The 24630-nt window shown below is 70.3% G+C and carries 24 protein-coding genes; 21 read left to right on the forward strand and 3 right to left on the reverse strand.

Going from position 1 to position 24630, the window contains the following annotated elements:
- Positions 1–33: 33 nt before the first annotated feature.
- Genes AC07RM_RS24510 through AC07RM_RS24520 form a run of 3 tightly spaced genes read left to right on the forward strand, consistent with a single transcriptional unit; the run spans position 34 to position 3174 of the window.
- Positions 34–1053: an AAA family ATPase gene (locus AC07RM_RS24510; RefSeq protein ID WP_208509177.1), complete on the forward strand. Its 1020-nt coding sequence runs from the start codon at positions 34–36 to the stop codon at positions 1051–1053.
- A gap of 26 nt (positions 1054–1079) precedes the next feature.
- The gene (locus AC07RM_RS24515; protein WP_203204706.1) at positions 1080–2081 is read left to right on the forward strand and encodes a DUF58 domain-containing protein; all 1002 of its coding nucleotides are present in this window, start codon (positions 1080–1082) and stop codon (positions 2079–2081) included.
- Between the two features lie 55 nt (positions 2082–2136).
- Positions 2137–3174: a VWA domain-containing protein gene (locus AC07RM_RS24520; protein WP_057593746.1), complete on the forward strand. Its 1038-nt coding sequence runs from the start codon at positions 2137–2139 to the stop codon at positions 3172–3174.
- A 12-nt stretch (positions 3175–3186) separates the two neighbouring features.
- Here the strand turns inward: AC07RM_RS24520 and AC07RM_RS24525 are convergent, their stop codons facing one another.
- Positions 3187–3762 carry a TetR/AcrR family transcriptional regulator gene (locus AC07RM_RS24525; RefSeq protein ID WP_296781384.1) on the reverse strand — a complete coding sequence of 192 codons (576 nt, stop codon included), beginning with the start codon at positions 3760–3762 and terminating at the stop codon, positions 3187–3189.
- A gap of 167 nt (positions 3763–3929) precedes the next feature.
- Here AC07RM_RS24525 and AC07RM_RS24530 point away from each other — a divergent pair, with 167 nt between their 5' ends.
- Complete coding sequence (locus AC07RM_RS24530) at positions 3930–4754, forward strand: SDR family NAD(P)-dependent oxidoreductase (protein WP_495336232.1); 825 nt, start codon at positions 3930–3932, stop codon at positions 4752–4754.
- A 12-nt stretch (positions 4755–4766) separates the two neighbouring features.
- Here the strand turns inward: AC07RM_RS24530 and AC07RM_RS24535 are convergent, their stop codons facing one another.
- On the reverse strand, positions 4767–5402 hold the full coding sequence (locus AC07RM_RS24535; protein WP_296791717.1) for a TetR/AcrR family transcriptional regulator: 636 nt from the start codon (positions 5400–5402) through the stop codon (positions 4767–4769).
- 52 nt (positions 5403–5454) lie between these two features.
- The gene (locus tag AC07RM_RS24540) at positions 5455–6057 is read right to left on the reverse strand and encodes a phenylacetic acid degradation protein PaaY (protein WP_261210036.1); all 603 of its coding nucleotides are present in this window, start codon (positions 6055–6057) and stop codon (positions 5455–5457) included.
- 164 nt (positions 6058–6221) lie between these two features.
- On the opposite strand from AC07RM_RS24540, the gene AC07RM_RS24545 reads away from it, so the two are divergent.
- The 17 genes from AC07RM_RS24545 to AC07RM_RS24625 all read left to right on the forward strand — a co-directional run bounded on the left by AC07RM_RS24545 (position 6222) and on the right by AC07RM_RS24625 (position 24629).
- Complete coding sequence (locus AC07RM_RS24545; protein WP_495336233.1) at positions 6222–7025, forward strand: enoyl-CoA hydratase-related protein; 804 nt, start codon at positions 6222–6224, stop codon at positions 7023–7025.
- A 3-nt stretch (positions 7026–7028) separates the two neighbouring features.
- Positions 7029–7469, forward strand: coding sequence for a hydroxyphenylacetyl-CoA thioesterase PaaI (gene paaI / locus AC07RM_RS24550; RefSeq protein WP_057593742.1), 441 nt, complete (start codon positions 7029–7031; stop codon positions 7467–7469).
- Between the two features lie 29 nt (positions 7470–7498).
- Entirely contained in the window at positions 7499–8809 is a 1311-nt protein-coding gene (gene paaK, locus AC07RM_RS24555) for a phenylacetate--CoA ligase PaaK (RefSeq protein WP_093351760.1), read from the forward strand.
- Positions 8810–8840: 31 nt separating this feature from the next.
- The gene (locus AC07RM_RS24560) at positions 8841–11306 is read left to right on the forward strand and encodes a penicillin acylase family protein (protein WP_495336234.1); all 2466 of its coding nucleotides are present in this window, start codon (positions 8841–8843) and stop codon (positions 11304–11306) included.
- A gap of 41 nt (positions 11307–11347) precedes the next feature.
- Complete coding sequence (paaA, locus tag AC07RM_RS24565; RefSeq protein WP_203204698.1) at positions 11348–12355, forward strand: 1,2-phenylacetyl-CoA epoxidase subunit PaaA; 1008 nt, start codon at positions 11348–11350, stop codon at positions 12353–12355.
- Positions 12352–12648, forward strand: coding sequence for a 1,2-phenylacetyl-CoA epoxidase subunit PaaB (gene paaB / locus AC07RM_RS24570; protein WP_057593738.1), 297 nt, complete (start codon positions 12352–12354; stop codon positions 12646–12648). The genes paaA and paaB overlap by 4 nt, the downstream gene beginning before the upstream one ends.
- A gap of 10 nt (positions 12649–12658) precedes the next feature.
- Positions 12659–13438: a 1,2-phenylacetyl-CoA epoxidase subunit PaaC gene (gene paaC / locus AC07RM_RS24575; RefSeq protein WP_093351765.1), complete on the forward strand. Its 780-nt coding sequence runs from the start codon at positions 12659–12661 to the stop codon at positions 13436–13438.
- A gap of 11 nt (positions 13439–13449) precedes the next feature.
- Entirely contained in the window at positions 13450–13968 is a 519-nt protein-coding gene (paaD, locus tag AC07RM_RS24580) for a 1,2-phenylacetyl-CoA epoxidase subunit PaaD (protein ID WP_093352182.1), read from the forward strand.
- Between the two features lie 11 nt (positions 13969–13979).
- Positions 13980–15074 carry a 1,2-phenylacetyl-CoA epoxidase subunit PaaE gene (gene paaE / locus AC07RM_RS24585; RefSeq protein ID WP_093351767.1) on the forward strand — a complete coding sequence of 365 codons (1095 nt, stop codon included), beginning with the start codon at positions 13980–13982 and terminating at the stop codon, positions 15072–15074.
- A gap of 45 nt (positions 15075–15119) precedes the next feature.
- Complete coding sequence (locus AC07RM_RS24590; protein WP_093351770.1) at positions 15120–16265, forward strand: ABC transporter substrate-binding protein; 1146 nt, start codon at positions 15120–15122, stop codon at positions 16263–16265.
- Between the two features lie 114 nt (positions 16266–16379).
- A complete protein-coding gene (locus tag AC07RM_RS24595) occupies positions 16380–17408 on the forward strand; it encodes a branched-chain amino acid ABC transporter permease (RefSeq protein WP_093351772.1) in 1029 nt (342 codons plus the stop codon).
- Positions 17405–19321 carry a branched-chain amino acid ABC transporter ATP-binding protein/permease gene (locus AC07RM_RS24600; protein WP_495336235.1) on the forward strand — a complete coding sequence of 639 codons (1917 nt, stop codon included), beginning with the start codon at positions 17405–17407 and terminating at the stop codon, positions 19319–19321. Before AC07RM_RS24595 ends, AC07RM_RS24600 begins: the two co-directional genes overlap by 4 nt.
- Positions 19318–20058: an ABC transporter ATP-binding protein gene (locus AC07RM_RS24605; protein ID WP_208510732.1), complete on the forward strand. Its 741-nt coding sequence runs from the start codon at positions 19318–19320 to the stop codon at positions 20056–20058. The genes AC07RM_RS24600 and AC07RM_RS24605 overlap by 4 nt, the downstream gene beginning before the upstream one ends.
- A 147-nt stretch (positions 20059–20205) precedes the next feature.
- Positions 20206–22275, forward strand: coding sequence for a phenylacetic acid degradation bifunctional protein PaaZ (gene paaZ / locus AC07RM_RS24610; protein WP_495336236.1), 2070 nt, complete (start codon positions 20206–20208; stop codon positions 22273–22275).
- Positions 22275–23033: a glucose 1-dehydrogenase gene (locus tag AC07RM_RS24615; protein ID WP_209544575.1), complete on the forward strand. Its 759-nt coding sequence runs from the start codon at positions 22275–22277 to the stop codon at positions 23031–23033. The genes paaZ and AC07RM_RS24615 overlap by 1 nt, the downstream gene beginning before the upstream one ends.
- 157 nt (positions 23034–23190) lie before the next feature.
- The gene (locus tag AC07RM_RS24620) at positions 23191–23754 is read left to right on the forward strand and encodes a methyltransferase family protein (RefSeq protein WP_093351785.1); all 564 of its coding nucleotides are present in this window, start codon (positions 23191–23193) and stop codon (positions 23752–23754) included.
- Between the two features lie 74 nt (positions 23755–23828).
- Positions 23829–24629 carry a CPBP family intramembrane glutamic endopeptidase gene (locus tag AC07RM_RS24625; RefSeq protein WP_093351788.1) on the forward strand — a complete coding sequence of 267 codons (801 nt, stop codon included), beginning with the start codon at positions 23829–23831 and terminating at the stop codon, positions 24627–24629.
- The last annotated feature ends 1 nt before the right edge of the window (position 24630 follow it).

The following is a 24630-nucleotide window of genomic DNA, read 5'->3' on the forward strand; positions in this document are numbered from 1 at the left end:
CTCTTCCTTTTTTCGACCCAGAAAGAGCCCCGAATGAGCAGCACCGAGACCTCCTCCTTCGCCACGCCCGCCAGCACCGCCGAGCTGATGGAGCAGATCCTCTACCAGGTGAAGCGCGTGGTGGTGGGCCAGGACCGCTTCCTCGAGCGCGTGATGGTCGCGATGCTCGCGGGCGGCCACCTGCTGGTCGAAGGCGTGCCGGGCCTCGCGAAGACGCTGACCGTGAAGACGCTGGCCGACACCGTGCAAGGCCAGTTCAAGCGCATCCAGTTCACGCCCGACCTGGTGCCCTCCGACCTCGTGGGCACGCGCATCTACAACCAGAAGACCGGCGACTTCAGCACCTCGCTGGGCCCGGTGTTCGCCAACCTGCTGCTGGCCGACGAAATCAACCGCGCGCCGGCCAAGGTGCAGAGCGCGCTGCTCGAGGTGATGCAGGAGCGCCAGGTCACGATCGCGGGCGAAACGCACAAGGTGCCGCGCCCCTTCCTCGTGATGGCGACGCAGAACCCGATCGAGACCGAGGGCACCTATCCGCTGCCCGAGGCCCAGGTCGACCGCTTCATGATGAAGGTGCTGGTCGACTACCCGACCGACGAGGAGGAGTTCGTGATCGTGCAGCGCGTGATCGGCCCGCCGGTCGAGGCCGTGCCCGTCGCCACCACCGAGCAACTCGCGGCGCTGCAGGCCGAGGCGCGGCGCGTGTACGTCGATCCCTCGCTGATCCAGTACGCGGTGAAGCTGGTCTCGGCCACGCGCACGCCCGACAAGCACGGGCTCAAGGACATGGGCCGCTTCATCACCTTCGGCGCCAGCCCGCGCGCGAGCATCAGCCTGACCGAGGGCGCGCGCGCCCTGGCGCTGCTGCGCGGGCGCAGCTATGCGCTGCCCGAGGACATGACGGCGCTGGTGCCCGACGTGCTGCGCCATCGCGTGACGCTGTCCTACGAAGGCCTGTCCGAGGGGCTGACGCCCGACGGCCTGATCGAGAAGATCATGCGCGCGGTGCCCGCACCGCCGAAGCCGCTCGAGCACGAGAAGCTCGCCGCCTGAACCCGGATCACCCCACACGACCCGCCATGAAGAAAAGCTGGTGGCGCAAGGCCCCCGAGGCCGCCGCGAACGACGAACGCCCCGCGCTCGAGGCCGGCGGCGCCGAGCGCGCGCTGCGCCGCCTCGAATGGACCGTGATCCGCCGCCTCGACGGCCTGCTGCAGGGCGACTACCGCACGCTGATGCGCGGCACCGGCCTCGACCTGGCCGACCTGCGCGAATATCAATTGCATGACGACGTGCGCCACATCGACTGGAACGTCACGGCGCGGCTGCAGACGCCGCACGTGCGCGTCTTCACCGAGGACCGCGAGATGTCGGCCTGGTTCGTGCTCGACCTCAGCCGCTCGGTCGACTTCGGCTCGGGCCTGAAGGCCAAGCGCGAGATCTCGGCCGGCTTCGTCGGCGTGCTGGCGCGCCTGCTCACGCGCCACGGCAACCGCGTCGGCGCGCTGGTCTACGGCCACGACCTCGAGGCCGTGATCCCGCCGCGCAGCGGCCGGCGCCATGTGCTGCACCTGCTGCATGCGATGGAGCGCCGCGCCGACCAGGCCGACAAGGCGCCGCCGCAGAAGGGCATGACCCGGCTCGACGACCTGCTGAAGTCGGCCGCCACCCTGATGCCGCGCCGCTCGACCGTGTTCGTGGTGTCCGACTTCCTGAGCGAGCCCGGCTGGGAGAAGCCGCTGGGCCAGCTGGTGCAGCGCCACGAGGTGGTGGCCGTGCGCCTGTTCGATCCGCTCGAGCTCGACATGCCCGACCTGGGCCTGGTGCCGCTGCGCGACGCCGAGACCGGCGAGCAGCTCTGGGTCGACACCCACGATGCGGGCTTTCGCCGCCGCTTCGCGCGCATCGCCCGCGAGCGCGAGGATGCGCTGCGCGGCGCGCTGGCCCGTGCCGGCGTCGACACGCTGGAGCTGTCGACCGCCGACGACCTGGTCGAGGCGATCGTGCGCTTCGCCGACATGCGCAAGCGGCGCGTGCGCACTTCGGGTGCCTCGCGTCCTGTAAAGGCGGTGGCTGCATGACGACCATCGGGTATATCGAGTTGACGTTGGCGACGACGAGCGCGAGGATTTCGCCGTGACCTTCCTCTGGCCCCAATTCCTCTGGCTGCTGCTGGCGCTTCCGCTGCTGGTGCTGCTCTACCTCTGGCTGCTGCGCCGCAAGAAGAAGCTCGCGGTGCGCTATGCCAGCCTGTCGATCGTGCGCGAGGCGATGGGCACCGGCCAGAGCATCCGGCGCCACGTGCCGCCGTTCCTGTTCCTGCTCGCGCTGGCCGCGATGCTGGTGGCCGCCGCGCGGCCGATGGCGGTGGTGATGCTGCCGTCGAACCAGCAGACCATCATCCTCGCGATGGACGTCTCGGGCAGCATGCGTGCCGCCGACGTGCAGCCCAACCGGCTGGTGGCGGCGCAGGATGCCGCCAAGAGCTTCATCAAGGACCTGCCGCGCAACGTGAAGGTCGGCATCGTCGCCTTCGCGGGCAGCGCGCAGGTGGCGCAGCTGCCCACCACCAACCACGACGACCTCGTGACCGCGATCGACAGCTTCCAGCTGCAGCGCGCCACGGCCACCGGCAATGCCATCGTGGTGTCGCTCGCCACGCTGTTCCCCGAGGCCGGCATCGACGTCTCGCAGTTCAGCGCGCCGAGCCGCCAGCGCGGCGTGGCCATCGACCAGGCCGACAAGCCGGCCAAGGAATTCACGCCGGTCGCGCCGGGCTCCTTCACCTCGGCCGCGATCATCATGCTGACCGACGGCCAGCGCACCACCGGCGTCGATCCGCTCGACGCGGCCAAGGCGGCGGCCGACCGCGGCGTGCGCATCTACACCGTGGGCATCGGCACGGTCGACGGCGAGACCATCGGCTTCGAAGGCTGGTCGATGCGCGTACGGCTCGACGAGGAAACCCTCAAGGCCGTCGCCAGCAAGACCCAGGCCGACTACTTCTATGCCGGCACCGCCGCCGACCTCAAGAAGGTCTACGAGACGCTGAGCTCGCGGCTCACGGTCGAGAAGAAGGAAACCGAGATCTCGGCGCTGTTCGCGCTCGGCGCCGCGGTGCTCACGCTGCTGTCGGCCGGGCTCTCGCTGCTCTGGTTCAACCGGATCCTCTAGGGCGACGCCCTCTCAGGCCTTCGCCATTCCCTCGATCCCCGCGAGCACCTCGCGCAGGATCTCCTCGGACAGCGCCTCGTCGTTCATCGCGCGCGCCAGCACCAACCCGCCGGTCATCGCCGCCACCGCGCGGATCGCGTCGCCGCGCGCATCCGCGTTCTTGCGTGCGCGCCAGGGAAAGAACTTCGCGAAGCGCTCGATGCTCGCCTTCATGTGCGCGGTGAGCGAAGGCGCGGTGACCTGCTTCTGCGCCGTCTGGGCCGAGAAGGCCGCGAGCAGGCAGCCATCGCCGGGCGCATCGCGGTGCGACACGCTGAGGTAGGCGCGCACGTAGTCGACCATGCCGTTGGGCAGCTGGGTGGCGGCGTCGAGGTCGGCGAGCGAATGCGCCGACGCATGGTCGACGCACTCGGCCATCAGCGCTTCCTTCGAGTCGAAGTGGTTGTAGAACGGGCCGTGCGTGAGGCCCGTGGCCTTCATGATCTCGCTCACGCTCACGCCGCCGAAGCCGCGCTCGCGGAACAGGCGCGAGGCCTCGCCCAGGATCTTCTGATGCTTTTCGGCGGTTTCCGCTGCGGGGTATCGCATGTGACCTCATCCTCTTTCCGGGTACTTCCAGACCCTGGTTGACGCTATTCATGATAGGCATCATGCTTCGCACCGTCAAACATGATCACCATCATGCTTAACGACGAAGGGCCTTTGGAAGCGGTCGCCGACCGCGCGGGCACCCCGATTTCTTTCTGGAGAACGACATGAGCAATCAAACGAACAACACCTCCGCCCACCCCGGCACCGCGGTGGTGACCGGCGCCTCCGCCGGCCTGGGCCGGCTCTTCGCCGACCGGCTGGCGCGCCGCGGCCACGACCTGCTGCTGGTGGCGCGCCGCGGCGACCGCCTCGACGAAGCCGCCAAGGCGCTGCGCAGCCAGTACGGCGTGACGGTGAACACCCTGGTGGCCGACCTCGGCGCCGCCGCCGACCTCGAGCGCGTGGCGCAGGCCATCGCCGCCGATGCCTCGATCACGCTGCTGGTCAACAACGCCGGCACCTCCACGCTGGCGCCGGTGCTCGCGACCGCGCCCGCCTCGGCGCAGTCGATGATCGACGTCAACGTCACCGCGCTGGCGCGGCTGAGCCTGGTGGCGCTCGCGGGCTTCAAGGCGCGCGACCGCGGCACGCTGATCAACATCGGCTCGGTGCTGGGCTTCCACACGCTGCCGATCAGCAGCATCTACAGCGGCACCAAGGGCTTCGTGCTGAACTTCACGCGCGGCCTGCAGGAGGAAGTGGCGGGCAGCGGCGTGCGCGTGCAGCTGGTGCTGCCCGCGGCCACCGCCACCGACATCTGGGAGCTGTCGGGCGTGCCGGTCACGAACCTCGATCCCGCGCACGTGATGACGGCCGAGCACTGCGTCGATGCCGCCATCGCCGGCCTCGACCTCGGCGAGCCGATCACCATGCCCTCGGTGGACGACTACGCACCGCTGTTCGCGGCCTACGACGACGCGCGCGCCCAACTCTTCGGCGCCTCGCAGAACGGCACGCCGGCCACGCGCTACGCCAGCGCGGCGCGCTGAAGGGCCGCGCCCTCAGGCCGCCGGCTTCGGCTTCTTCTTCGCGCGTGCCGGCGGCGCCTTCACGGCGCCGATGCCGCCGAGGAACAGGTCGGCCACCACCGGCGCGATCGAGGCATGGTCGAGCTGGCCGCCGGGCTTCATCCAGGTGAACATCCAGTTGATCATGCCGAACAGCAGCATGGTCAGTGGCTTGGCGAGGTCGTCGCTCGGCGTGCCCGGGCGCAGCGCGGCCACCGCGCGCGCGAAGCCCGCGACCACCTCGCGCTCCTTGTCGAGCACGCGCTCGCGGTCCTCCTCCTCGAGGAAGCGCACGTCGTCGGTCAGCACGCGGTGCGCGTCCTGCGCGCCCGCGTACTCCTCGACGATGCGGTAGATGAAGCGCCGCAGCCGCTCCTCGTCGGTGTGCGTCGAGGCCTCCTCCTCGGCCACCAGCGCCGCCAGCTTGGAGACGTGCGTCTCGGCGATGCTGATCAGCAGGCTGCGCTTGTCCTTGTAGTAGTGGTAGAGCGTGGCCTTCGAGAGATTGCAGGCCTCGGCCACCTGGTTCATCGAGGTGGCCGGGTAGCCCTGGCGCGCGAACAGCCGCGCGGCCCGCTCGAGGATGAGCTCGCGCTGGTCGTCGTAGCTGGCGGATCTTCCTCTGGGCATCGGTGTTCTTTCTGTTCTGGCGTTGAGAGGGTGTGGCGGGCAGCGCGCGATCCTAGCTGCGCCTGGTCGCGATCAGCGGCTTGACGTCGATCGCCGGCAGCCGCGGCCGCCCGGCCTCGACCTGCGCCAGCGGCTCGACCTCGCGCATCGTCGCGAGGCTGCGCACCGCGAGCGCCTGGTAGACCTGCGTGCCCTCGAGCTTCCAGGCGATCTCGGCCTCGCTCAGTTCTCTTTTCACGCGCGCGGGCATGCCCGCCACCAGCGTGCGCGGCGGCACCTTCATGCCGGCCGGCACGAAGGCGCTGGCGGCCACGATGGCCTTCTCGCCGATCTCGGCCTCGTCCATCACCACCGCGTTCATGCCCACCATGGCGTCGCGCCGCACCACGCAGCTGTGCAGGATCGCGCCATGGCCGATGTGGCCGTTGACCTCGATCACCGTGTCGTTGTCGGGAAAGCCGTGCACGCAGCAGTTGTCCTGCAGGTTCGAGCCCTCCTCGAGCACGATGCGGCCGAAATCGCCGCGCAGGCTGGCGCAGGGGCCGACATAGCAGTTCGGGCCCACGATCACGTCGCCGATCAGCACGGCGGACGGATGCACGTAGGCGGTGGGGTCGACGACGGGGATCACGCCGTCGATGGCGTAGCTGGGCATGGGTGCGGTCTCCTGTGGGGTGCCGGTCCTTCGTCTCGCAATTCAGGGTTTTCCCTGAATGCTTTGGACTTGTGCCGGATTCGTTCGCCATCCTAAAATCTACCGAACGGTCGGTCAATAGTAATTGACCCGAAGTCATCCCCCCACAGATGAGAGACAAGCCCATGTCGGAACCCCTGGTCCTCGTCGGCAATGCCGGCGCCGTCCGCACACTGAGCCTCAACCGCCCCGCGGCGCTCAACAGCTTCACGAGCGAACTGCACGCCGAACTGCTGGCGGCGCTCGAAGCGGCCGCGGCCGATGCCGACGTGCGCTGCGTGGTGCTGACCGGTGCCGGTCGCGCCTTCTGCGCCGGCCAGGACCTCGCCGACCCGATGGTCGCGCCCGACACCACGCCCGGCGCCGCGCCCAAGGACCTGGGCCATGTCATCGAGAAGCTCTACGGCCCGCTGGTCCAGCGCATCCGCAGCATGCCCGTGCCCGTGGTCGCCGCGGTCAATGGCGTTGCGGCCGGCGCCGGCGCCAACCTCGCGCTGTGCTGCGACCTCGTGCTCGCCGCGCGCTCGGCCAGCTTCATCCAGGCCTTCACCAAGATCGGCCTGGTGCCCGACACCGGCGGCACCTGGCTGCTGCCGCGGCTCGTGGGCCCGGCGCGCGCACTGGGCATCGCGATGCTCGGCGACAAGCTGCCGGCCGAGGAAGCCGCGCGCATCGGCCTGATCTGGCAGGTGGTGGACGACGCCGCGCTGGCCGACACCGCCGCCGCGCTCGCGGGCCGGCTCGCCGCCATGCCCTCGCGCGCGCTGGTCGCCACGCGCGCCGCGATGAATGCCGCCCAGACCATGGACCTCGACACCGCACTGGCCGAGGAGGCCCGCCTGCAGCGCGACCTCGGCGCCGCCAATGACTACCGCGAAGGTGTCGAGGCCTTCCGCGCCAAGCGCGCCCCCGTCTTCAAGGACCGCTGAGTCATGAGCACCGAACGCACCCCGCAACAGACCGCCGAATACGTGCGCGACGGCATGTTCGCCAACGACAACGCCTCCAAGGGCCTGGGCATGCGCATCGTGGAGGTCGGCCCCGGCCAGGCCACGATCGAGATGCGCGTGCGCCCCGACATGCTCAACGGCCATGCGATCTGCCACGGCGGCTTCATGGCCACGCTGGCCGATTCCACCTTCGCCTTCGCCTGCAACTCCTACAACGAGCTGACCGTGGCCTCGGGCTTCGCGATCGACTTCATCGCTCCCGCGCGCGAAGGCGACCTGCTGACCGCGCGCTGCTTCGAGGTCTCGAAGGCCGGCCGCACCGGCGTCTACGACACCGAGATCACCAACCAGCGCGGCGAGCGCGTCGCGATCTTCCGCGGCCGCTCCTACACCGCCAAGGGCCGCCCCGCCGTCGCGGCCTGAACCGAACGCAAAAGAACCGAGGACCCGTCATGCCAGCACCCCGCCCCGCCCCCGGCGATCTCGAACCGATCGAGACCGCGAGCCGCGACGAGATCACCGCGCTGCAGGTGCAGCGCCTGCGCGACACGCTGCAGCGCGCCTACGACAACGTGCCGCACTACCGCCAGGCCTTCGACGCCAAGGGCGTGCAGCCGGGCGACCTCAAGACGCTGGCCGACCTCGCGAAATTCCCGTTCACGGTCAAGAGCGACCTGCGCGACAACTACCCCTTCGGCATGTTCGCGGTGCCGCGCCAGCAGGTGGCGCGCATCCACGCCTCGTCGGGCACCACCGGCAAGCCGACCGTGGTCGGCTACACGAAGAAGGACATCGACACCTGGGCCGACCTGGTCGCGCGCTCGATCCGCGCCGCGGGCGGCCGCGCCGGCGACCTGATCCACATCGCCTACGGCTACGGCCTGTTCACCGGCGGCCTGGGCGCGCACTACGGCGCCGAGCGCGCGGGCTGCACCGTGGTTCCGATGTCGGGCGGCCAGACCGAGAAGCAGGTGCAGCTGATCCAGGACTTCCGGCCCGACATCATCATGGTCACGCCGAGCTACATGCAGGTGATCATCGAGCAGTTCGAGCGCCTGGGCCTGGACGCCAAGGACAGCTCGCTGCGCATCGGCATCTTCGGCGCCGAGCCCTGGACCGAGGCCATGCGCCGCGACATCGAGGCCAAGGCCGGCATCGACGCGGTCGACATCTACGGCCTGAGCGAAGTCATGGGCCCGGGCGTGGCCAGCGAATGCGTCGAAAGCAAGGACGGCCCGGTGATCTGGGAGGACCACTTCTATCCCGAGATCATCGATCCCGAGACCGGCGAGCTGAAGGCCGACGGCGAGGAAGGCGAACTGGTCTTCACCTCGCTGAGCAAGGAAGCGATGCCGATCATCCGCTACCGCACGCGCGACCTCACGCGCCTGTTGCCGCCCACCTCGCGCGCCTTCCGCCGCATGGGCAAGATCGTCGGGCGCAGCGACGACATGATGATCATCCGCGGCGTGAACGTGTTCCCCACCCAGGTGGAGGAGATCGTGCTCGCGCACGGCGCCCTCACCGGCCTCTACCAGGTGCACGTGAGCCGCGAAGGCCTGCTCGACCAGGTCGAGGTGCACTGCGAGCTCGCGCCGAACGAAGCCGCCGCGGCCGACCGCGCGGCCATCGCCGGCTGGGTGCAGCACCGCGTGAAGACGCTGGTCGGCATCTCCACCCGCGTGGTGGTGCATGCCCCGAACGAGATGGAACGCACGCAGACCGGCAAGGCCCGTCGCGTGGTCGACAACCGCCCGCGCTGAAGCGCCGCCGCTTTCCCCCGAACCGCCACCAATGACACTGAATTTCCGATCGATCGCCCTCGCCTGCGCCCTGGTGGCGCTGGCCGGCTGCGCCGCCAACTCCACCGCCCCGGCCACCGGCGCGGCCATGCCCCCGGCCGGCAAGGTCACGATCAAGCGCGACGACTACGGCGTGCCGCACGTCTATGCCAACGACGTGCGCGGCCTGTTCCACGGCTTCGGCTACGCCGTCGCGGAAGACCGCCTGTTCCAGATGGAGATGGCGCGCCGCGCGGTGCTGGGCACCGTCGCCGAAGTGATGGGCCCGGCCTATGTCGCGCTCGACAAGGGCAGCCGCGCCAGCTTCGATCCCGCCTCGATCCGCGCGCAGATGGCGCGCCTGTCGAGCGACGACAAGGCCATCTTCGACGGCTATGCCGCCGGCTTCAATGCGCGCGTGAACGAAGTGCTGGCCGCGCCGGCCACGCTGCTGCCCAAGCAGTTCGCCGATGCCGGCTTCCGCCCGAAGGCCGACTGGAGCGGCTACGACGTGGCGATGATCTGGGTCGGCACCATGGCCAACCGCTACTCCAACGTGAGCAGCGAGCTCGCCAACCTGCGCCTGCTCGAGCAGCTGCGCAAGGCGCGCGGCGACGAGGCCGGCCGCCAGCTGTTCGACCAGATCCGCTGGGTGGAAGACCCGCTCGCGCCCACCACCGTGCCGCGTCCCAAGGCCGTGGCCCGAGGCGCCGCCGACGACGCGCACGCCGCTCATCGCGCGGCGCTGGCGCCGGTCTCGCCCGAGCTGCTGGTCGCGCGCAACGAGATCGATGCCGCGCAGCGCGGCGTGGCCGAGCCCTGGACCCGCCCGATCGCCAGCAACCTCTGGATCGCCGGCCCGAACAAGACCACCGACGGCAGCACCGTCTTCATCAACGGTCCGCAGTTCAACTGGTTCAATCCCTCGTACGTGTTCGGCATCGGCCTGCACGGCGCCGGCTTCGACGTGACCGGCAACACGCCGTTCGCGCATCCCGTGGTGCTGTTCGGCACCAACGGCAAGATCGCCTGGGGCGCCACCGCCGGCCCGCTCGACGTGAACGACATGTACCAGGAGAAGCTGGACCCGGCCAACCAGTACCGCTACCTGTTCAACGGCGCGATGCGCGCGATGGGCAAGCGCACCGAGCTCATCAAGGTCAAGGGCCAGCCCGACCAGAGCCTGGACGTCTACGCCACCGTGCACGGCACCGTGACCAACTTCGACCTGCCCAACGGCACCGCGTATTCGATGAAGCGCAGCTGGGACGGCTACGAGCTCGAGTCGCTGCTGGGCTGGATCCACGCGATGCGCGCGCAGAACTGGGAGCAGTGGCTGGCGCAGGCCTCGCGCGTGGCCATCACCATCAACTGGTACTACGCCGACACCGCCGGCAACATCGGCTACGTCTCGCCGGGCCGGCTGCCGATCCGCCCGGCCACGCAGGACATCCGCCTGCCCGCCGTGGGCGACGGCTCGATGGAATGGCTCGGCATCCGCCCCTTCAGCGAGGACCCGAAGACCTTCAACCCGGCGCAGGGCTACGTCGCCAACTGGAACAACCAGTCGGCGCCGGGCGCGGTCAGCGACGGCGGCAACTACTCGGTGGTCGACCGGGTGCACGAGTTCACGGCGCGGCTCGAGGCCAAGCCCCGGCTCACGCCCGACGAACTCTGGGCGCTCAACCGCACCACCGCCTACGCCGACACCAATGCGCGCTACCTCGTGCCCTTCGCCCTCGAGGCGACGCGCGGCCTGCCGGCCGCCGACCCGGCGCGCCGCGCGGCCCAGGTGCTGGCGGACTGGAACATGCTCAACGAGGACCCGGCCGAGCGCGGCGTCTACGACAGCCCGGCCACCACGCTCATGACGGCGTGGCTGCCGATCCTCTACCGCAAGGTGCTGGCCGACGACCTGCCGCCCGAGGTGTTCGCGGCCTATGCGGGCACCGGCTATGCCGGCGACACGCAGGTGGCCAGCATCCGCCCGGGCAACGGCCTGAAGCTGGTCTACAACGCGCTGCTCGGCCCGAAGGCCGGCGTGCCGCAGCGCTACGACTTCTTCAACGGCGAGGACAAGAATGCGGTGCTGCGCGCCACGCTCGCGCAGGCCGTGGCCGAGCTCGACCAGCGCTTCGGCAGCGACACCACCAAGTGGCGCACGCCGGTGACGAAGCATGTCTTCCTCACCAGCAACTTCATCGGCGCGCCGCAGGCCGGGGCCGACGAGCTGCTGAGCCTGCCGAGCTACATGAACCGCGGCACGCAGAACGACAAGGTGGTGCTCGGCGCCAAGGGCGTCGTGCTGTGCACCGCCGCCCCGCCGGGCCAGAGCGGCTTCGTGGCACCCGACGGCCGCAAGTCGCCCCATTACGCCGACCAGATGGCGCTGTTCAAGGATTTCGGCTGCAAGAGCGAGGCCCTGACACCGGCCGAGGTGGACCGCCGGGCGCAGTCCACGAAGCAGCTGAGCTACTGACCACCGATCGACGACCTCTTCACCTCTCAAGGAGAACCGCGATGTACACACAAGCCATGGACACCATGGGCAAGGACGCCGGCGACGGCAAGAAGGCCCTGCGCTCGGCCGACGAGTTGCGGCTCGAGGAACGCTTCGACGCGCGCATCGACGCCGGCGACTTCATCGAGGCCAAGGACTGGATGCCCGATCACTACCGCAAGACGCTGGTGCGCCAAATCAGCCAGCATGCGCACTCGGAGATCGTCGGCATGCTGCCCGAGGGCAACTGGATCAGCCGCGCGCCCACGCTCAAGCGCAAGGCGATCCTGCTGGCCAAGGTGCAGGACGAGGGCGGCCACGGCCTCTATCTCTATGCGGCCGCCGAGACGCTGGGCACCTCGCGCGACCAGATGTTCGACGCGCTGCACACCGGCAAGGCCAAGTACAGCTCGATCTTCAACTACCCCACGCTGACCTGGGCCGACATGGGCACCATCGGCTGGCTGGTCGATGGCGCGGCCATCATGAACCAGGTACCGATCTGCCGCTGCTCCTACGCGCCCTATGCGCGCGCCATGATCCGCATCTGCCGCGAGGAGAGCTTCCACCAGCGCCAGGGCTACGAGGCGCTGCTGACCATGATGACCCACGGCACCGACGCGCAGAAGGCGATGGTGCAGGATGCGGTCAACCGCTGGTGGTGGCCCTCGATCATGATGTTCGGCCCGCCCGACGACCAGTCGCCCAACTCGGCGCAGTCGATGCGCTGGGGCATCAAGCGCTTCAGCAACGACGAGCTGCGCCAGAAGTTCATCGACGCCACCGTCGAGCAGGCGGCCATCCTCGGCGTGACCCTGCCCGATCCCGACCTCAAGTGGAACGAGGAACGCCAGGCGCACGACTTCGGCACCATCGACTGGAGCGAGTTCTGGCGCGTGATCGGCGGCGACGGCCCCTGCAACCGCGAACGCCTGCAGGCCCGTGTCGACGCCTGGGACGACGGCGCCTGGGTGCGCGAAGCCGCACTCGCCCATGCCAACAAGCAACCGATGAAGGAGGCGGCATGACCGTCGAACAGAAACAAGAATGGCCCCTGTGGGAAGTGTTCGTGCGCAGCAAGGCCGGCCTGGACCACAAGCATTGCGGCAGCCTGCATGCCGCCGACTCGAAGATGGCGATCCAGATGGCGCGCGACGTCTACACGCGGCGCCAGGAAGGCTGCAGCATCTGGGTGGTGCGCTCCGAGCAGATCGTCGCGAGCGATCCGGGCGACAAGGACATGTACTTCGATCCCGCCGAGGACAAGGTCTACCGCCACCCGACCTTCTACGCGCTGCCCAAGTCCGTCGACCACATGTGAGCGGCCGGCCATGCAAGCATCGATCGAACTGAACCGCACGCCCGCCGTGCAGTACCTGCTGCGCATCGGCGACACCTGCCTGGTGCTGGCCCAGCGCCTGGGCGAATGGTGCGGCCACGCGCCCGTGCTCGAGGAGGACATCGCGATGGCCAACATCGCGCTCGACCTCGTGGGCCAGGCGCGCGCGCTGCTCACCCACGCCGGCAAGCTGGAAGGCGCCGGCCGCGAGCACGACGAGGACCAGCTCGCCTACCTGCGCGAGGAGCGCGACTACTTCAACCTCACGCTGGTCGAGCTGCCGCGTGGCGACTTCGCCTTCTCGGTGGTGCGCAACACCATGATCGCCACCCTGCTCAAGCTGCTGTGGCAACGGCTGGCGAGCTCGAGCGACGAGGAAGTGGCCGCCATCGCCGGCAAGGCGCTGAAGGAAGCGCGCTACCACCAGCAGCATTCGGCCGACTGGGTGGTGCGCCTGGGCGACGGCACCGAGGAGTCGCGCCGCCGCACCGAGGCCGCGCTCAAGCAGGCCTGGCTCTACATGCCCGAGCTGTTCGAGGCCGACGCCGTCGACCGCGAGGCCAGCGCCAGCGGCCTGGGCCCGGCCTGGAACGAACTGCGCGAGCCGTGGTTCGCCGAGATGCAGCAGGTGCTCGACGCCGCCGGCCTGGCCGCGCCGGCCGAGGCCAAGTTCCGCAGCACCGGCAAGCAGGGCGTGCACAGCGAGCACATGGGCTTCGTGCTGGCCGAGATGCAGCACCTGCAACGCGCCTTCCCCGGGGGCGTGTGGTGACTGCCGACACCATGGCCGCCTCGCGCATCGACGCCGCCTGGGAGGTGCTGCACTCCGTGCCCGACCCCGAGGTGCCGGCCGTGTCGGTCTGCGACCTCGGCATCGTGCGCGACGTGATCGAGCACGACGACGGCCTCGAGGTGGTGCTGACGCCGACCTATTCGGGCTGCCCCGCGACCGAGGCCATCGAGCACGACGTGCTGGCCGCGATCGAGCGCGCCGGCCTCGGCCCCGCGCGCGCCACCCTGCGCCGCGCGCCGGCCTGGACCAGCGACTGGATCAGCGACGAGGGCCGCGCCAAGCTCAAGGCCTACGGCATCGCCCCGCCCGCCCACCTCACGCCCGAGCAGGCCGCCGGCACCGCGGTGCCGATCCGCCTGTTCGGCCGCCTCGCCGGCGAGCGCATCGCCTGCCCGCGCTGCGCGAGCGAGCGCACCGAGCGGCTGTCGGCCTTCGGCTCCACCGCCTGCAAGGCCCTGTACCGCTGCCTCGCCTGCCGCGAACCCTTCGAACATTTCAAGCCGATCTAGGCCCCACGCCGATGAGTACCCTGTTCCACCCCCTGCGCGTGAAGGCCATCGAGCCCGACACGCCCGAGGCCGTCATCGTCTCCTTCGAGGTCCCCGAGACGCTGCGCGAAGTCTTCGGCTTCACGCAGGGCCAGTACCTGACCCTGCGCAACGAGATCGACGGCCAGGACCTGCGCCGTTCCTATTCGATCTGCGCCGGCGTCGACGACGGCGAGCTGCGCGTGGGCGTGCGCAAGGTGCGCGGCGGCCAGTTCTCCAACTGGATCAACGCCCACCTCAAGCCCGGCGACTCGATCCAGGTGATGGCGCCGCAAGGCCGCTTCTTCGTGCCGATCGAGGGCGAGTCCGCGCGCCACCACGTCGGCATCGCGGGCGGCAGCGGCATCACGCCGATCCTGTCGATCATGAAGACCGTGCTGGCGCGCGAGCCGAAGAGCCGCTTCACGCTGATCTACGGCAACCGCCAGCTCCAGTCCACGATGTTCAAGGAAGAGATCGAGGACCTGAAGAACCGCTACATGACGCGCCTGGTGCTGCAGCACGTGTTCTCCGACGAGCACACCGACTCGCCGCTGGGCTTCGGCGTGATGAACCGCGAGAAGATCGGCGAGTTCCTGCAGGGCCTGGTGCCCGCGGGCAGCATCGACCACGTCTACATCTGCGGTCCGTTCCAGATGAACGACGAGGCCGAGGCCGCGCTGCTGGCCGCGGGCGTGCCCGAGGAACGCATCCACATCGAGCGCTTCGGCGTCGCGCTGCCCTCGGCGAGCTCGACCGCCCAGGTCGGCGCCGTGGTGCACGAGGCGCTGCCCGGCGACGCCAAGCGCGCGCGCGTGACCATCGTGCGCGACGGCCTGCAGCGCGAGATCACCTACACCGAGGGCCAGCCCAGCATCCTCGACGCGGCCTCGGCGGCCGGCCTCGAGGTGCCGTTCTCGTGCACCTCGGGCGTGTGCGGCACCTGCCGCGCCAAGTGCGTGGACGGGGAAGTCCGCATGGAAAGAAACTTCGCGCTCGACAAGAATGAAGTGGCCGCGGGCTTCGTATTGACCTGCCAGGCCCACCCCCTTACCGAACGCGTCACGCTCTCGTTCGACGAGCGCTGAGATACTTCAGGCCTCAACCTTTTTTCAACCGGAGACAAGCCAACCATGAAATTCTTCAAGCCCCTGCTGATCGCCGCCCTGTGCGCCACGGCCCTGTCGGCCTGGGCCGACGTCAACGTCGGCGTGACCATCTCGGCCACCGGCCCGGCGGCTTCGCTGGGCATCCCCGAGAAGAACACGATCTCGCTGATGCCCAAGACCATCGGCGGCCAGAAGATCAACTACATCGTGCTCGACGACGCCTCCGACACCACGGCCGCCGTCAACAACACGCGCAAGCTGATCGCCGAGAACAAGGTCGACGTGATCCTGGGCTCGACCACCACGCCGGCCTCGCTCGCGATGATCGACGTGGCCAGCGAGGCGCAGACGCCGATGATCTCGGTGGCCGCCTCGGCCCGCATCATCGAGCCGATGGACGCCAAGAAGAAGTGGGTCTTCAAGACGCCGCAGAACGACATCATGATGTCGCTGGCCATCGCCGAGCACATGGCCGCCAACGGCGTGAAGAGCGTCGCCTTCATCGGCTTCTCCGACGCCTACGGCGAAGGCTGGTCGCAGGAATTCGCCAAGGCCGCCGAGCTCAAGAAGATCAAGGTCGTGGCCAACGAGCGCTATGCGCGCACCGACACCTCGGTCACCGGCCAGGCGCTGAAGATCATGGCCGCCAAGCCCGACGCGGTGCTGGTCGCCGGCTCGGGCACGCCGGCCGCGCTGCCGCAGAAGACGCTCAAGGAGCGCGGCTACACCGGCAAGATGTACCAGACGCACGGCGTGGCCAACGCCGACTTCCTGCGCGTGGGCGGCAAGGACGTGGAAGGCACCTTCCTGCCGGCCGGCCCGGTGCTGGTGGCCGACCAGCTGCCCGCCGGCCACCCGGTGAAGAAGTCCGCGCTCGCCTACGTGGCCGCCTATGAAGCCGCCTACGGCAAGGGCTCGGTCTCGACCTTCGGCGCGCACGCCTGGGACGCCGGCCTGCTGATGAGCTCGGCCGTGCCGGTCGCGCTCAAGAAGGCCCAGCCGGGCACGCCCGAGTTCCGCGCCGCGCTGCGCGACGCGCTCGAGCAGACCAAGGACGTGGCGGGCGCGCACGGCGTGTTCACCATGAGCGCGAGCGACCACCTGGGCCTCGACCAACGCGCGCGCGTGATGGTCAAGATCGAGAACGGCGCCTGGAAATTCCAACCCTGATCGCACGGGGCTGAACGACGGACACCGCGGGCCGGCGCCACCGGCCCGCGGTGTTCCTGCAAGAGGGGCACGGTTTTTCCCTCGCCCCTGGTCTTCTGAAGGAAAGTTGGTCGTATGGATTTGCAGATCGCCCTGCTGCTCGGGCAGGACGGCATCGTGAACGGCGCGGTCTACGGACTGATGGCGCTCGCGTTGGTGCTGGTGTTTTCGGTCACGCGCGTGATCTTCATCCCGCAGGGCGAGTTCGTCGCCTTCGGCGCGCTGTCGATGGCCGCGCTGCAGGGCGGCCGCGCGCCGTCCACGCTGTGGCTGCTGCTGGCGCTGGCGCTGGCCGTGCTGGCGATCGAGGCCTGGCGCTGGAAGCGCGGCGCCACGGTCGACTGGCGCTCGGCGCTGACCTGGTGCGTGGCCTTCCCCGCGGTGGCCGCCGCGCTGGTGCTGGTGCTCAAGCCCACCTCGCTCGCGACGCAGGCGCTCACCGTGCTGGTGCTGATCGCGCCGCTGGGCCCGCTGCTCTACCGCCTCGCCTACCGCCCGCTGGCCGATGCCAGCGTGCTGATGCTCCTGATCGTCTCGGTCGCGCTGCACGGCGTGCTGATCGGCCTCGGGCTGTTCTTCTTCGGCGCCGAGGGCTCGCGCACCAGCGCGTTCTCCGAGCTGCGCCTCGACCTCGGCGGCATTCCCGTCACCGGCCAGTCGCTGGTGGTGGTCGGCGTCACGCTGGTGCTGGTGATCGCGATGTTCTGGTTCTTCGGCCGCTCGATGATCGGCAAGGCGCTGCGCGCCACCGCCATCAACCGCGTGGGCGCACGGCTGTCGGGCATTCCCACCGAGCTCTCGGGCGACCTGAGCTTCGCGCTCGCGGCCGTCATCGGCGCGGTGTCGGGCCTGCTGATCGCGCCGATCACCACGGTCTACTACGACACCGGCTTCCTGATCGGCCTCAAGGGCTTCGTGGCCGCCATCGTCGGCGGGCTCGCGAGCTATCCGCTGGCGCTCGCGGGCGCGCTGCTGGTGGGCCTGCTCGAGGCCTTCTCCTCCTTCTGGGCCAGCGCGTACAAGGAAGTGCTGGTCTTCACTTTGATCATCCCGGTGCTGTGGTGGCGTTCGCTGCGCAGCCATCACGTGGAGGACGAGGAATGAACCCGTCTTCATCGACCCCTGTGGCTTCTTCTTCCGCCAACGCCGTGCCCGAGGGCCGTCCGCTCGTCACGCCGCGCGTGCTCACGCTCGTCTTCATCGTCGCGCTCGCGCTGGCCTGGGGCTGGCTGCCGCCCTTCACCGTCACCGTGCTCAGCAACATCGGCCTCTATGCGCTGGTGGCCGTGGGCCTGGTGCTGCTGACCGGCGTCGGCGGCATGACCTCCTTCGGCCAGGCCGCCTTCGTCGGCATGGGCGCCTATGCCACGGCCTGGATCTGCACCTCGCCGACCGCAGCCGGCTGGCTCGGCGGCCTCGCGGGTTCCGCGCTGGTGCCCTGGCTCGGCCTGCTGCTCGGGCTGGTGCTGACCTTCGCGCTGGCCTGGGCGCTCGGCGCGGTCACGCTCAAGCTCTCGGGCCACTACCTGCCGCTGTGCACCATCGCCTGGGGCCTGAGCCTGTACTTCCTGCTCGGCAACATGGAGTTCCTCGGCGGCCAGACCGGCATCACCGGCATTCCGCCACTGGTGATCGCGGGCTTCTCCTTCGCCACGCCGCGCATGCTCGGCGTGGTGATCTGGGCCGTGCTGCTGCTCGCGCTGTGGGCCATGCACAACCTGCTCGACTCGCGCGAAGGCCGCGCCATCCGCGCGCTCAAGGGCGGCCGGCTGATGGCCGAGTCGATGGGCGTGGACACCGCGCGCCACCGCATCAAGCTGTTCGTGCTGGCCGCGCTGCTGGCCGCGATCTCGGGCTGGCTCTACGCCCACATGCAGCGCTTCGTGAACCCCACGCCCTTCAACCTCAACATCGGCATCGAGATGCTGTTCATGGCGGTGGTCGGCGGCGCGGGCCATCTCTGGGGCGCGGTGCTCGGCGCCACGCTGATCACGCTGCTGAAGGAAAAGCTGCAGGACATCCTGCCCGCGCTGCTGGGCACCAGCGGCAACTTCGAGGTGGTGGTGTTCGGCCTGCTGATGCTGTTCGTGCTGCAGCGCTTCGCCGACGGCCTGTGGCCCACGCTGGCGCGGCTGTCGCGCCGCTGGGTGCGCGAACTGCCGCGCGCCGCCGGCGCCGGCCCGGCCGTCTCGAGCACCGAGCAGCTCGCGCAGCGCGCGCTGCCGGCCACCGGCAGCCTGCTGCTGCAGGCCGACGGCGTGAGCAAGCGCTTCGGCGGGCTGGTGGCCAACAACGACATCTCGATGACGCTCAAGGCCGGCGAGGTGCATGCGCTGATCGGCCCCAACGGCGCCGGCAAGAGCACCTTCTTCAACATGATCTCGGGCGTGGACGATCCCACCACCGGCGAGGTGCGGCTGGTCGGCCAGCCGATGTCGGGCAAGCCCTCGCGCGCCTTCGCCGCGCTGGGCCTGGGCCGCACCTTCCAGCACGTGCGCCTGCTCGGCCAGCGCAGCGTGATCGAGAACGTGGCGCTCGGCGCCCACCTGCGCGCCAGACGCGGCTGGGTGTCGGCGATGCTGCGGCTGGACCGCGCGGAGGAAGCCGCGCTGATGGCCGAGGCACGGCGCCAGATCGAACGCTGCGGCCTCGGCGCGCATGCCGACACGCCCGCGGCCTCGCTCTCGCTGGGCCAGCAGCGCGTGGTCGAGATCGCGCGCGCGCTCGCGGGCCAGCCCTCGGTGCTGCTGCTCGACGAGCCCGCGGCCGGCCTGCGCCACCTCGAGAAGCGCGCGCTGTCCGAGCTGCTCGGCCAGCTGCGCGCCGAAGGCCTCGGCATCCTGGTGGTGGAACACGACATGGAGTTCGTGATGAACCTCGCCGACCGCATCACCGTGCTCGAGTTCGGCACCGTGATCGCCACCGGCTCGCCCGCCGAAGTGCAGGCCAACCCGCGCGTGCTCGAGGCCTACCTCGGCGGCGCCGACGACGAACTGCTCGAGGACGCATCGCGATGAGCCAACCCCTGCTTCAACTCGACGGCTTCTGCGTCGCCTACCGCGAGGTGGAGGCGGTGCACAGCGTGCGCCTGCACGTGAACGAAGGCGAGATCGTCACCGTGATCGGCCCGAACGGCGCCGGCAAGACCACGCTGCTGTGCGCGGCGATGGGCCTGCTGCCCTCCACCGGCAGCCTGTCGCTGCAGGGCGAGCGCATCGCGCGCCCCGGCGTCGAGGCCATGGTGGCGCGCGGCGTGGCGCTGGTGCCCGAGCGGCGCGAGCTGTTCGGCGAGATGTCGGTCGAGGACAACCTGCTGCTCGGCGGCTTCTACCAGTGGCGCAAGGGCAAGCGCGACCAGCGCGCGCGCATGGACGAGATCTTCGAGATCTTCCCGCGCCTGAAGGAGCGCCGGCCGCAGATGGCCTCCACGCTCTCGGGCGGCGAACGCCAGATGCTGGCGATCGGCCGCGCGCTGATGGCGCGCCCGCGCCTGCTGATGCTCGACGAGCCCTCGCTGGGCCTCGCGCCGCTGGTGGTGCGCGAGGTGCTGCGCGTGGTGGCGCAGTTGCGCAAGCACGGCGTGTCGGTGCTGCTGGTGGAGCAGAACGCGCGCGCCGCGCTGCAGGTGGCCGACCGTGCCTACGTGCTCGAGATGGGCGCCGTGGCGCTCGAGGGCCCGGCGCGCGAGCTGCTGCACGACCAGCGGATCATCGATACCTACCTGGGCATCGGCAAGAAGGACGACGCCCACTGACGAATGCTCCCTCCCCCGCCGGGGGAGGGCCGGGGTGGGGCACGACGGCCTCGACCTCCGCGCAGCCCCGAGCTCCGGGGCTGCACCCATCCCGACCTTCCCCCGCAGGGGAAGGCCCAACACAGAGATAGCAAAGGACCCAGCACCATGAGCACCACCCTCCAAAGCTACATCGCCGGCCGCTGGATCGGCCGCGAGGCCGCGCAGTCGCTGCGCAGCGCCGTCAACGGCCAGGCCATCGCCAGCACGCACGCCGAGGCGATCGACTTCGCCGAGGCGCTGGCCCATGCGCGCCGCGTCGGCATCCCGGCGCTGATGGCGCTCGACTTCCAGCAGCGCGCCGAACGCCTCAAGGCACTGGCCAAGTACATCGCCGCCCACAAGGAAACGCTCTACGCCGTCTCGGCCCACACCGGCGCGACGCGCGCCGACGGCTGGGTCGACATCGAGGGCGGCGCCGGCACGCTCGCGGCCTACGCGGGCATCGGCAGCAACGAGCTGCCCTCGGGCAACCTGGTGCACGAAGGCCCGGCCTTCCCGCTCGGCAAGAAGGGCGGCTTCGCGGGCACCCACATCCTGGTGCCGCGCGGCGGCGTGGCGGTGCACATCAACGCCTTCAACTTCCCGGTCTGGGGCCTGCTCGAGAAGTTCGCGCCCAGCTTCCTCGCGGGCATGCCCTGCATCGGCAAGCCGGCCACCGCCACCAGCTACCTCACCGAGGCGGTGGTGCGGCTGATCGTGCAGTCGGGCATCCTGCCCGAAGGCAGCCTGCAGCTGGTCATCGGCGGCACGGGCGACCTGCTCGACCGCCTCGAGGGCCCCGACGTCGTGACCTTCACCGGCTCGGCCGACACCGCCGCCAAGCTGCGCGTGCATCCGAACCTGGTGCGCCAGTCGATCCCGTTCAACGCCGAGGCCGACTCGCTCAACTGCGCGATCCTCGCGCCCGACGTCACGCCCGACGACGAGGAGTTCGACCTGTTCGTGAAGGAGGTGGCGCGCGAGATGACGGTGAAGGCCGGCCAGAAGTGCACCGCCATCCGCCGCGCCATCGTGCCGCGCCAGCATCTCGACGCCGTGGCCGAGCGCCTGCGCGCGCGGCTGGCCAAGACGGTGGTGGGCGATCCCTCGCGCGAGGACGTGCGCATGGGCGCGCTGGCCTCGCATGCGCAACAGGCCGACGTGGCCGAGCGCGTGGCCGAGCTGCGCAAGGGCGCCGAGCTGGTGTACGGCGGCGGCGAGGGCTTCTCGCCCGTGGGCGAGGGCACGGCCGAGGGCGCCTTCTTCGCGCCCACGCTGCTGCTGAGCCGCAAGCCGCTCGAGCACGACGCGGTGCACGACATCGAGGCCTTCGGCCCGGTCAGCACGCTGATGCCCTACGAGGGCATCGACGAGGCGCTGGCGCTGGCCGCGCGCGGCCGCGGCAGCCTGGTCGGCACGCTGGTCACGCGCGATCCCGCCACCGCCGCCAAGGCGATTCCCGTCGCCGCGGCCTGGCACGGCCGGCTGCTGGTGCTCGACCGCGAGGCCGCCGCCGAATCGACCGGCCACGGCTCACCGCTGCCGCCGCTCAAGCACGGCGGCCCGGGACGCGCGGGCGGCGGCGAGGAGCTCGGCGGCCTGCGTGCCGTCAAGCACTACCTGCAGCGCGCCGCGCTGCAGGGCTCGCCCACCATGCTGGCGGCCGTCACCGGCGAGCACGTGCGCGGCGCCAAGGTGCGCGAGAGCGAGGTGCATCCGTTCCGCAGCCACTTCGAGGACCTGCGCATCGGCGACTCCCTGCTGACGCACCGCCGCACCGTGAGCGAGGCCGACATCGTGGCCTTCGGCGGCCTGTCGGGCGACTACTTCTACATGCACTTCGACGAGATCGCGGCCAAGGAGTCGCCGTTCGGCAAGCGCATCGCGCACGGCTACTTCGTGCTGTCGGCGGCCGCCGGCCTGTTCGTCTCGCCCGCGCCGGGCCCGGTGCTGGCCAACTACGGCCTCGACACGCTGCGCTTCGTCAAGCCCGTGGGCATCGGCGACACCATCCGCGCGCGCCTGACCTGCAAGCGCAAGATCGACCGCAACCGCAAGGACGCCAACGGCCAGGGCCAGGGCGTGGTGGCCTGGGACGTCGAGGTGACGAACCAAGACGGCGAGCTGGTCGCGAGCTACGACATCCTGACGCTGGTCGCGAAGAAGCCGGTGCCGGCGGCGGCGGCGGCGGCCTGATGTTCGACCTCGGCGGCAAGGTCGCGCTGGTCACCGGCGGCAACGGCGGCCTGGGCCTCGGCATGGCCCAGGGCCTGGCGCAGGCCGGCGCGCGCGTGGTGATCGCCGCGCGCAACCCCGAGAAATCGGCCGCCGCGGTCGAGACGCTGAAGGCGCTCGGCAGCGACAGCTTCGCGGTCGCCATCGACGTGGCCGACGAGGCCTCGGTGCAGCAGGCGGTCGACGCCGTGGCCGCGCGCTGCGGCCGGCTCGACATCCTGGTCAACAACGCCGGCACCACCGTGCGCAAGCCGGTCGACCAGCTCACGCTCGACGAGTGGAACCTCGTGCTCCAGACCAACCTCACCAGCGCCTTCCTCGTGAGCCGCGCGGCGCATCCGCACATGCAGCGCGCGGGCGGCGGCAAGATCGTCAACGTCGGCTCGATGATGTCGATCTTCGGCGCCGCCTACTCGCCCGCCTATGCCGCGAGCAAGGCCGGCGTGGTGCAGCTCACCAAGTCGACCGCGCTCTCGTGGGCGGCCGACAACATCCAGGTCAACGCGATCCTGCCGGGCTGGTTCCAGACCGAGATGACCGACGGCGCGCGCGCCCAGGTCGCGGGCCTCTACGAGCGCGTGGTCGCGCGCACGGCGGCGGGCCGCTGGGGCCGGCCGGCCGACATCGCGGGCACGGCCGTGTTCCTCGCGAGCCCCGCGGCCGACTACGTGACCGGCGTGTCGATCCCGGTGGACGGCGGCTACTCGACGATGGGCTGACAAGGTGTGAATAAACCTACTGCGCGCCCCGATCTCGCACCTGCGGTCCTCACCGTACAGAGTACGGCTCCGGTCCTCGGCGCGACCTCGGGGCGCTCGCTACGGTTTCTTCACACCTTGTGAGGGCGCCGCGGCCCGGCGTGTAGATTCGGGCCTCATGCCTTTCGCCTGGATCCAGATCGCCCTCTTCGTCGCCGTGTCGGCCGCGCTGCTGTACGTCTCGCGCGGCGCGCTGCGCCGGCGCGGCTCGCACGGCTTCTACCGCTTCTTCGCCTGGGAGTGCATGCTGGCGCTGATCCTGCTGAACCTGCCCGTGTGGCACGTGGATCCGCTGGCGCCGCACCAGCTGCTGTCGTGGCTGCTGCTGGCGCTGTCGGCCTGGCTGCCGGTGCATGCCTGGCGCCGGCTGCAGGCCGCGGTGCGGCCCGGCGCGGCGCGCGACGACGATCCCGCGCTGCTCGGCTTCGAGAAGACCGACTCGCTGGTCACCGACGGCGCCTTCCGCTACATCCGCCATCCGATGTACACCGCGCTGATGCTGCTGGCCTGGGGCGCCTGCCTCAAGGACATCGGCGGCCCCGGCCTCGCGCTGGCGCTCGCGGCCACCGTGCTGCTGGTGCTGACGGCGCTCAGCGACGAGCGCGAATGCATCGCGCATTTCGGCGACGCCTACCGCGCCTACATGCGCGGCACGAAGCGCTTCCTGCCCTTCGTGGTCTGACACCGCCCCCCGGTTGGGGGAGGCGCCGGGCCGGCGGCAGCGGCTAACATGCCCGCCACCTTTGCGCAGCGCCCATGCCCTCCCCGAACCGCCCGGCCTTCCCCTCGGCGACCCAGGCCGTCCTGCTGTACCTCGCCCTGTTCCTCTGCGAGCTGGTCGTGGGCGCCGCGCTGCGCGACGGCAACCGGCTGTTCGGCCTGAGCACCATGCAGATCGGCGTGCTGTCGTCCGTGCTGGGCAACGGGCTGGTGTTCGCGGTCGTGATGCAGCAGCAGAAGCTCGGCTGGCGCGCGCTGTTCCATCCCTCGAATGCCTCGATGCGCGCCACGCTGATGCTGGTGGTGCCGCCCACGCTGCTGCTGGTGCCGGCGCTGATGCTGGCGATCACCTGCGCGATCAACCTGCTGACGCTGGCGCTGCCGCTGTCGGCCTGGGAGGAGGCGATGTTCAGCCGCATGGCCGACGGCAGCGTGGCGGCGGTGCTGGCGGTCTGCGTGATGGCGCCGCTGCTCGAGGAGATGCTGTTCCGCGGCATCGTGCTGCGCGGCTTCCTGCAGCGCTACGGGCGCGGGCAGGCGATCTTCATGTCGGCGCTGCTGTTCGGCGCGGCCCACATGAACATCTACCAGTTCGTGGTCGGCGTGGCGATGGGCGCGGTGCTGGGCTGGCTCTACGAGCGCACGCGCTCGCTGATCCCGTGCATCGCGCTGCACGCGGCCTACAACAGCGCCACGCTGCTGGTGGCCGGCTGGCTCGAGGACGCCTCGCCGGCCGGCGTGCTGAGCTTCGTGCTGCTGGCTGGCGCGGCCGCGCTGTGCGGCGGGGTGGTGCTGCGGCAGTTGCTGGTGGCGTCGGGGCGGACCAGCGACGGCTGAT

The organism is Variovorax sp. GW821-FHT09B05, assembly GCF_059418265.1.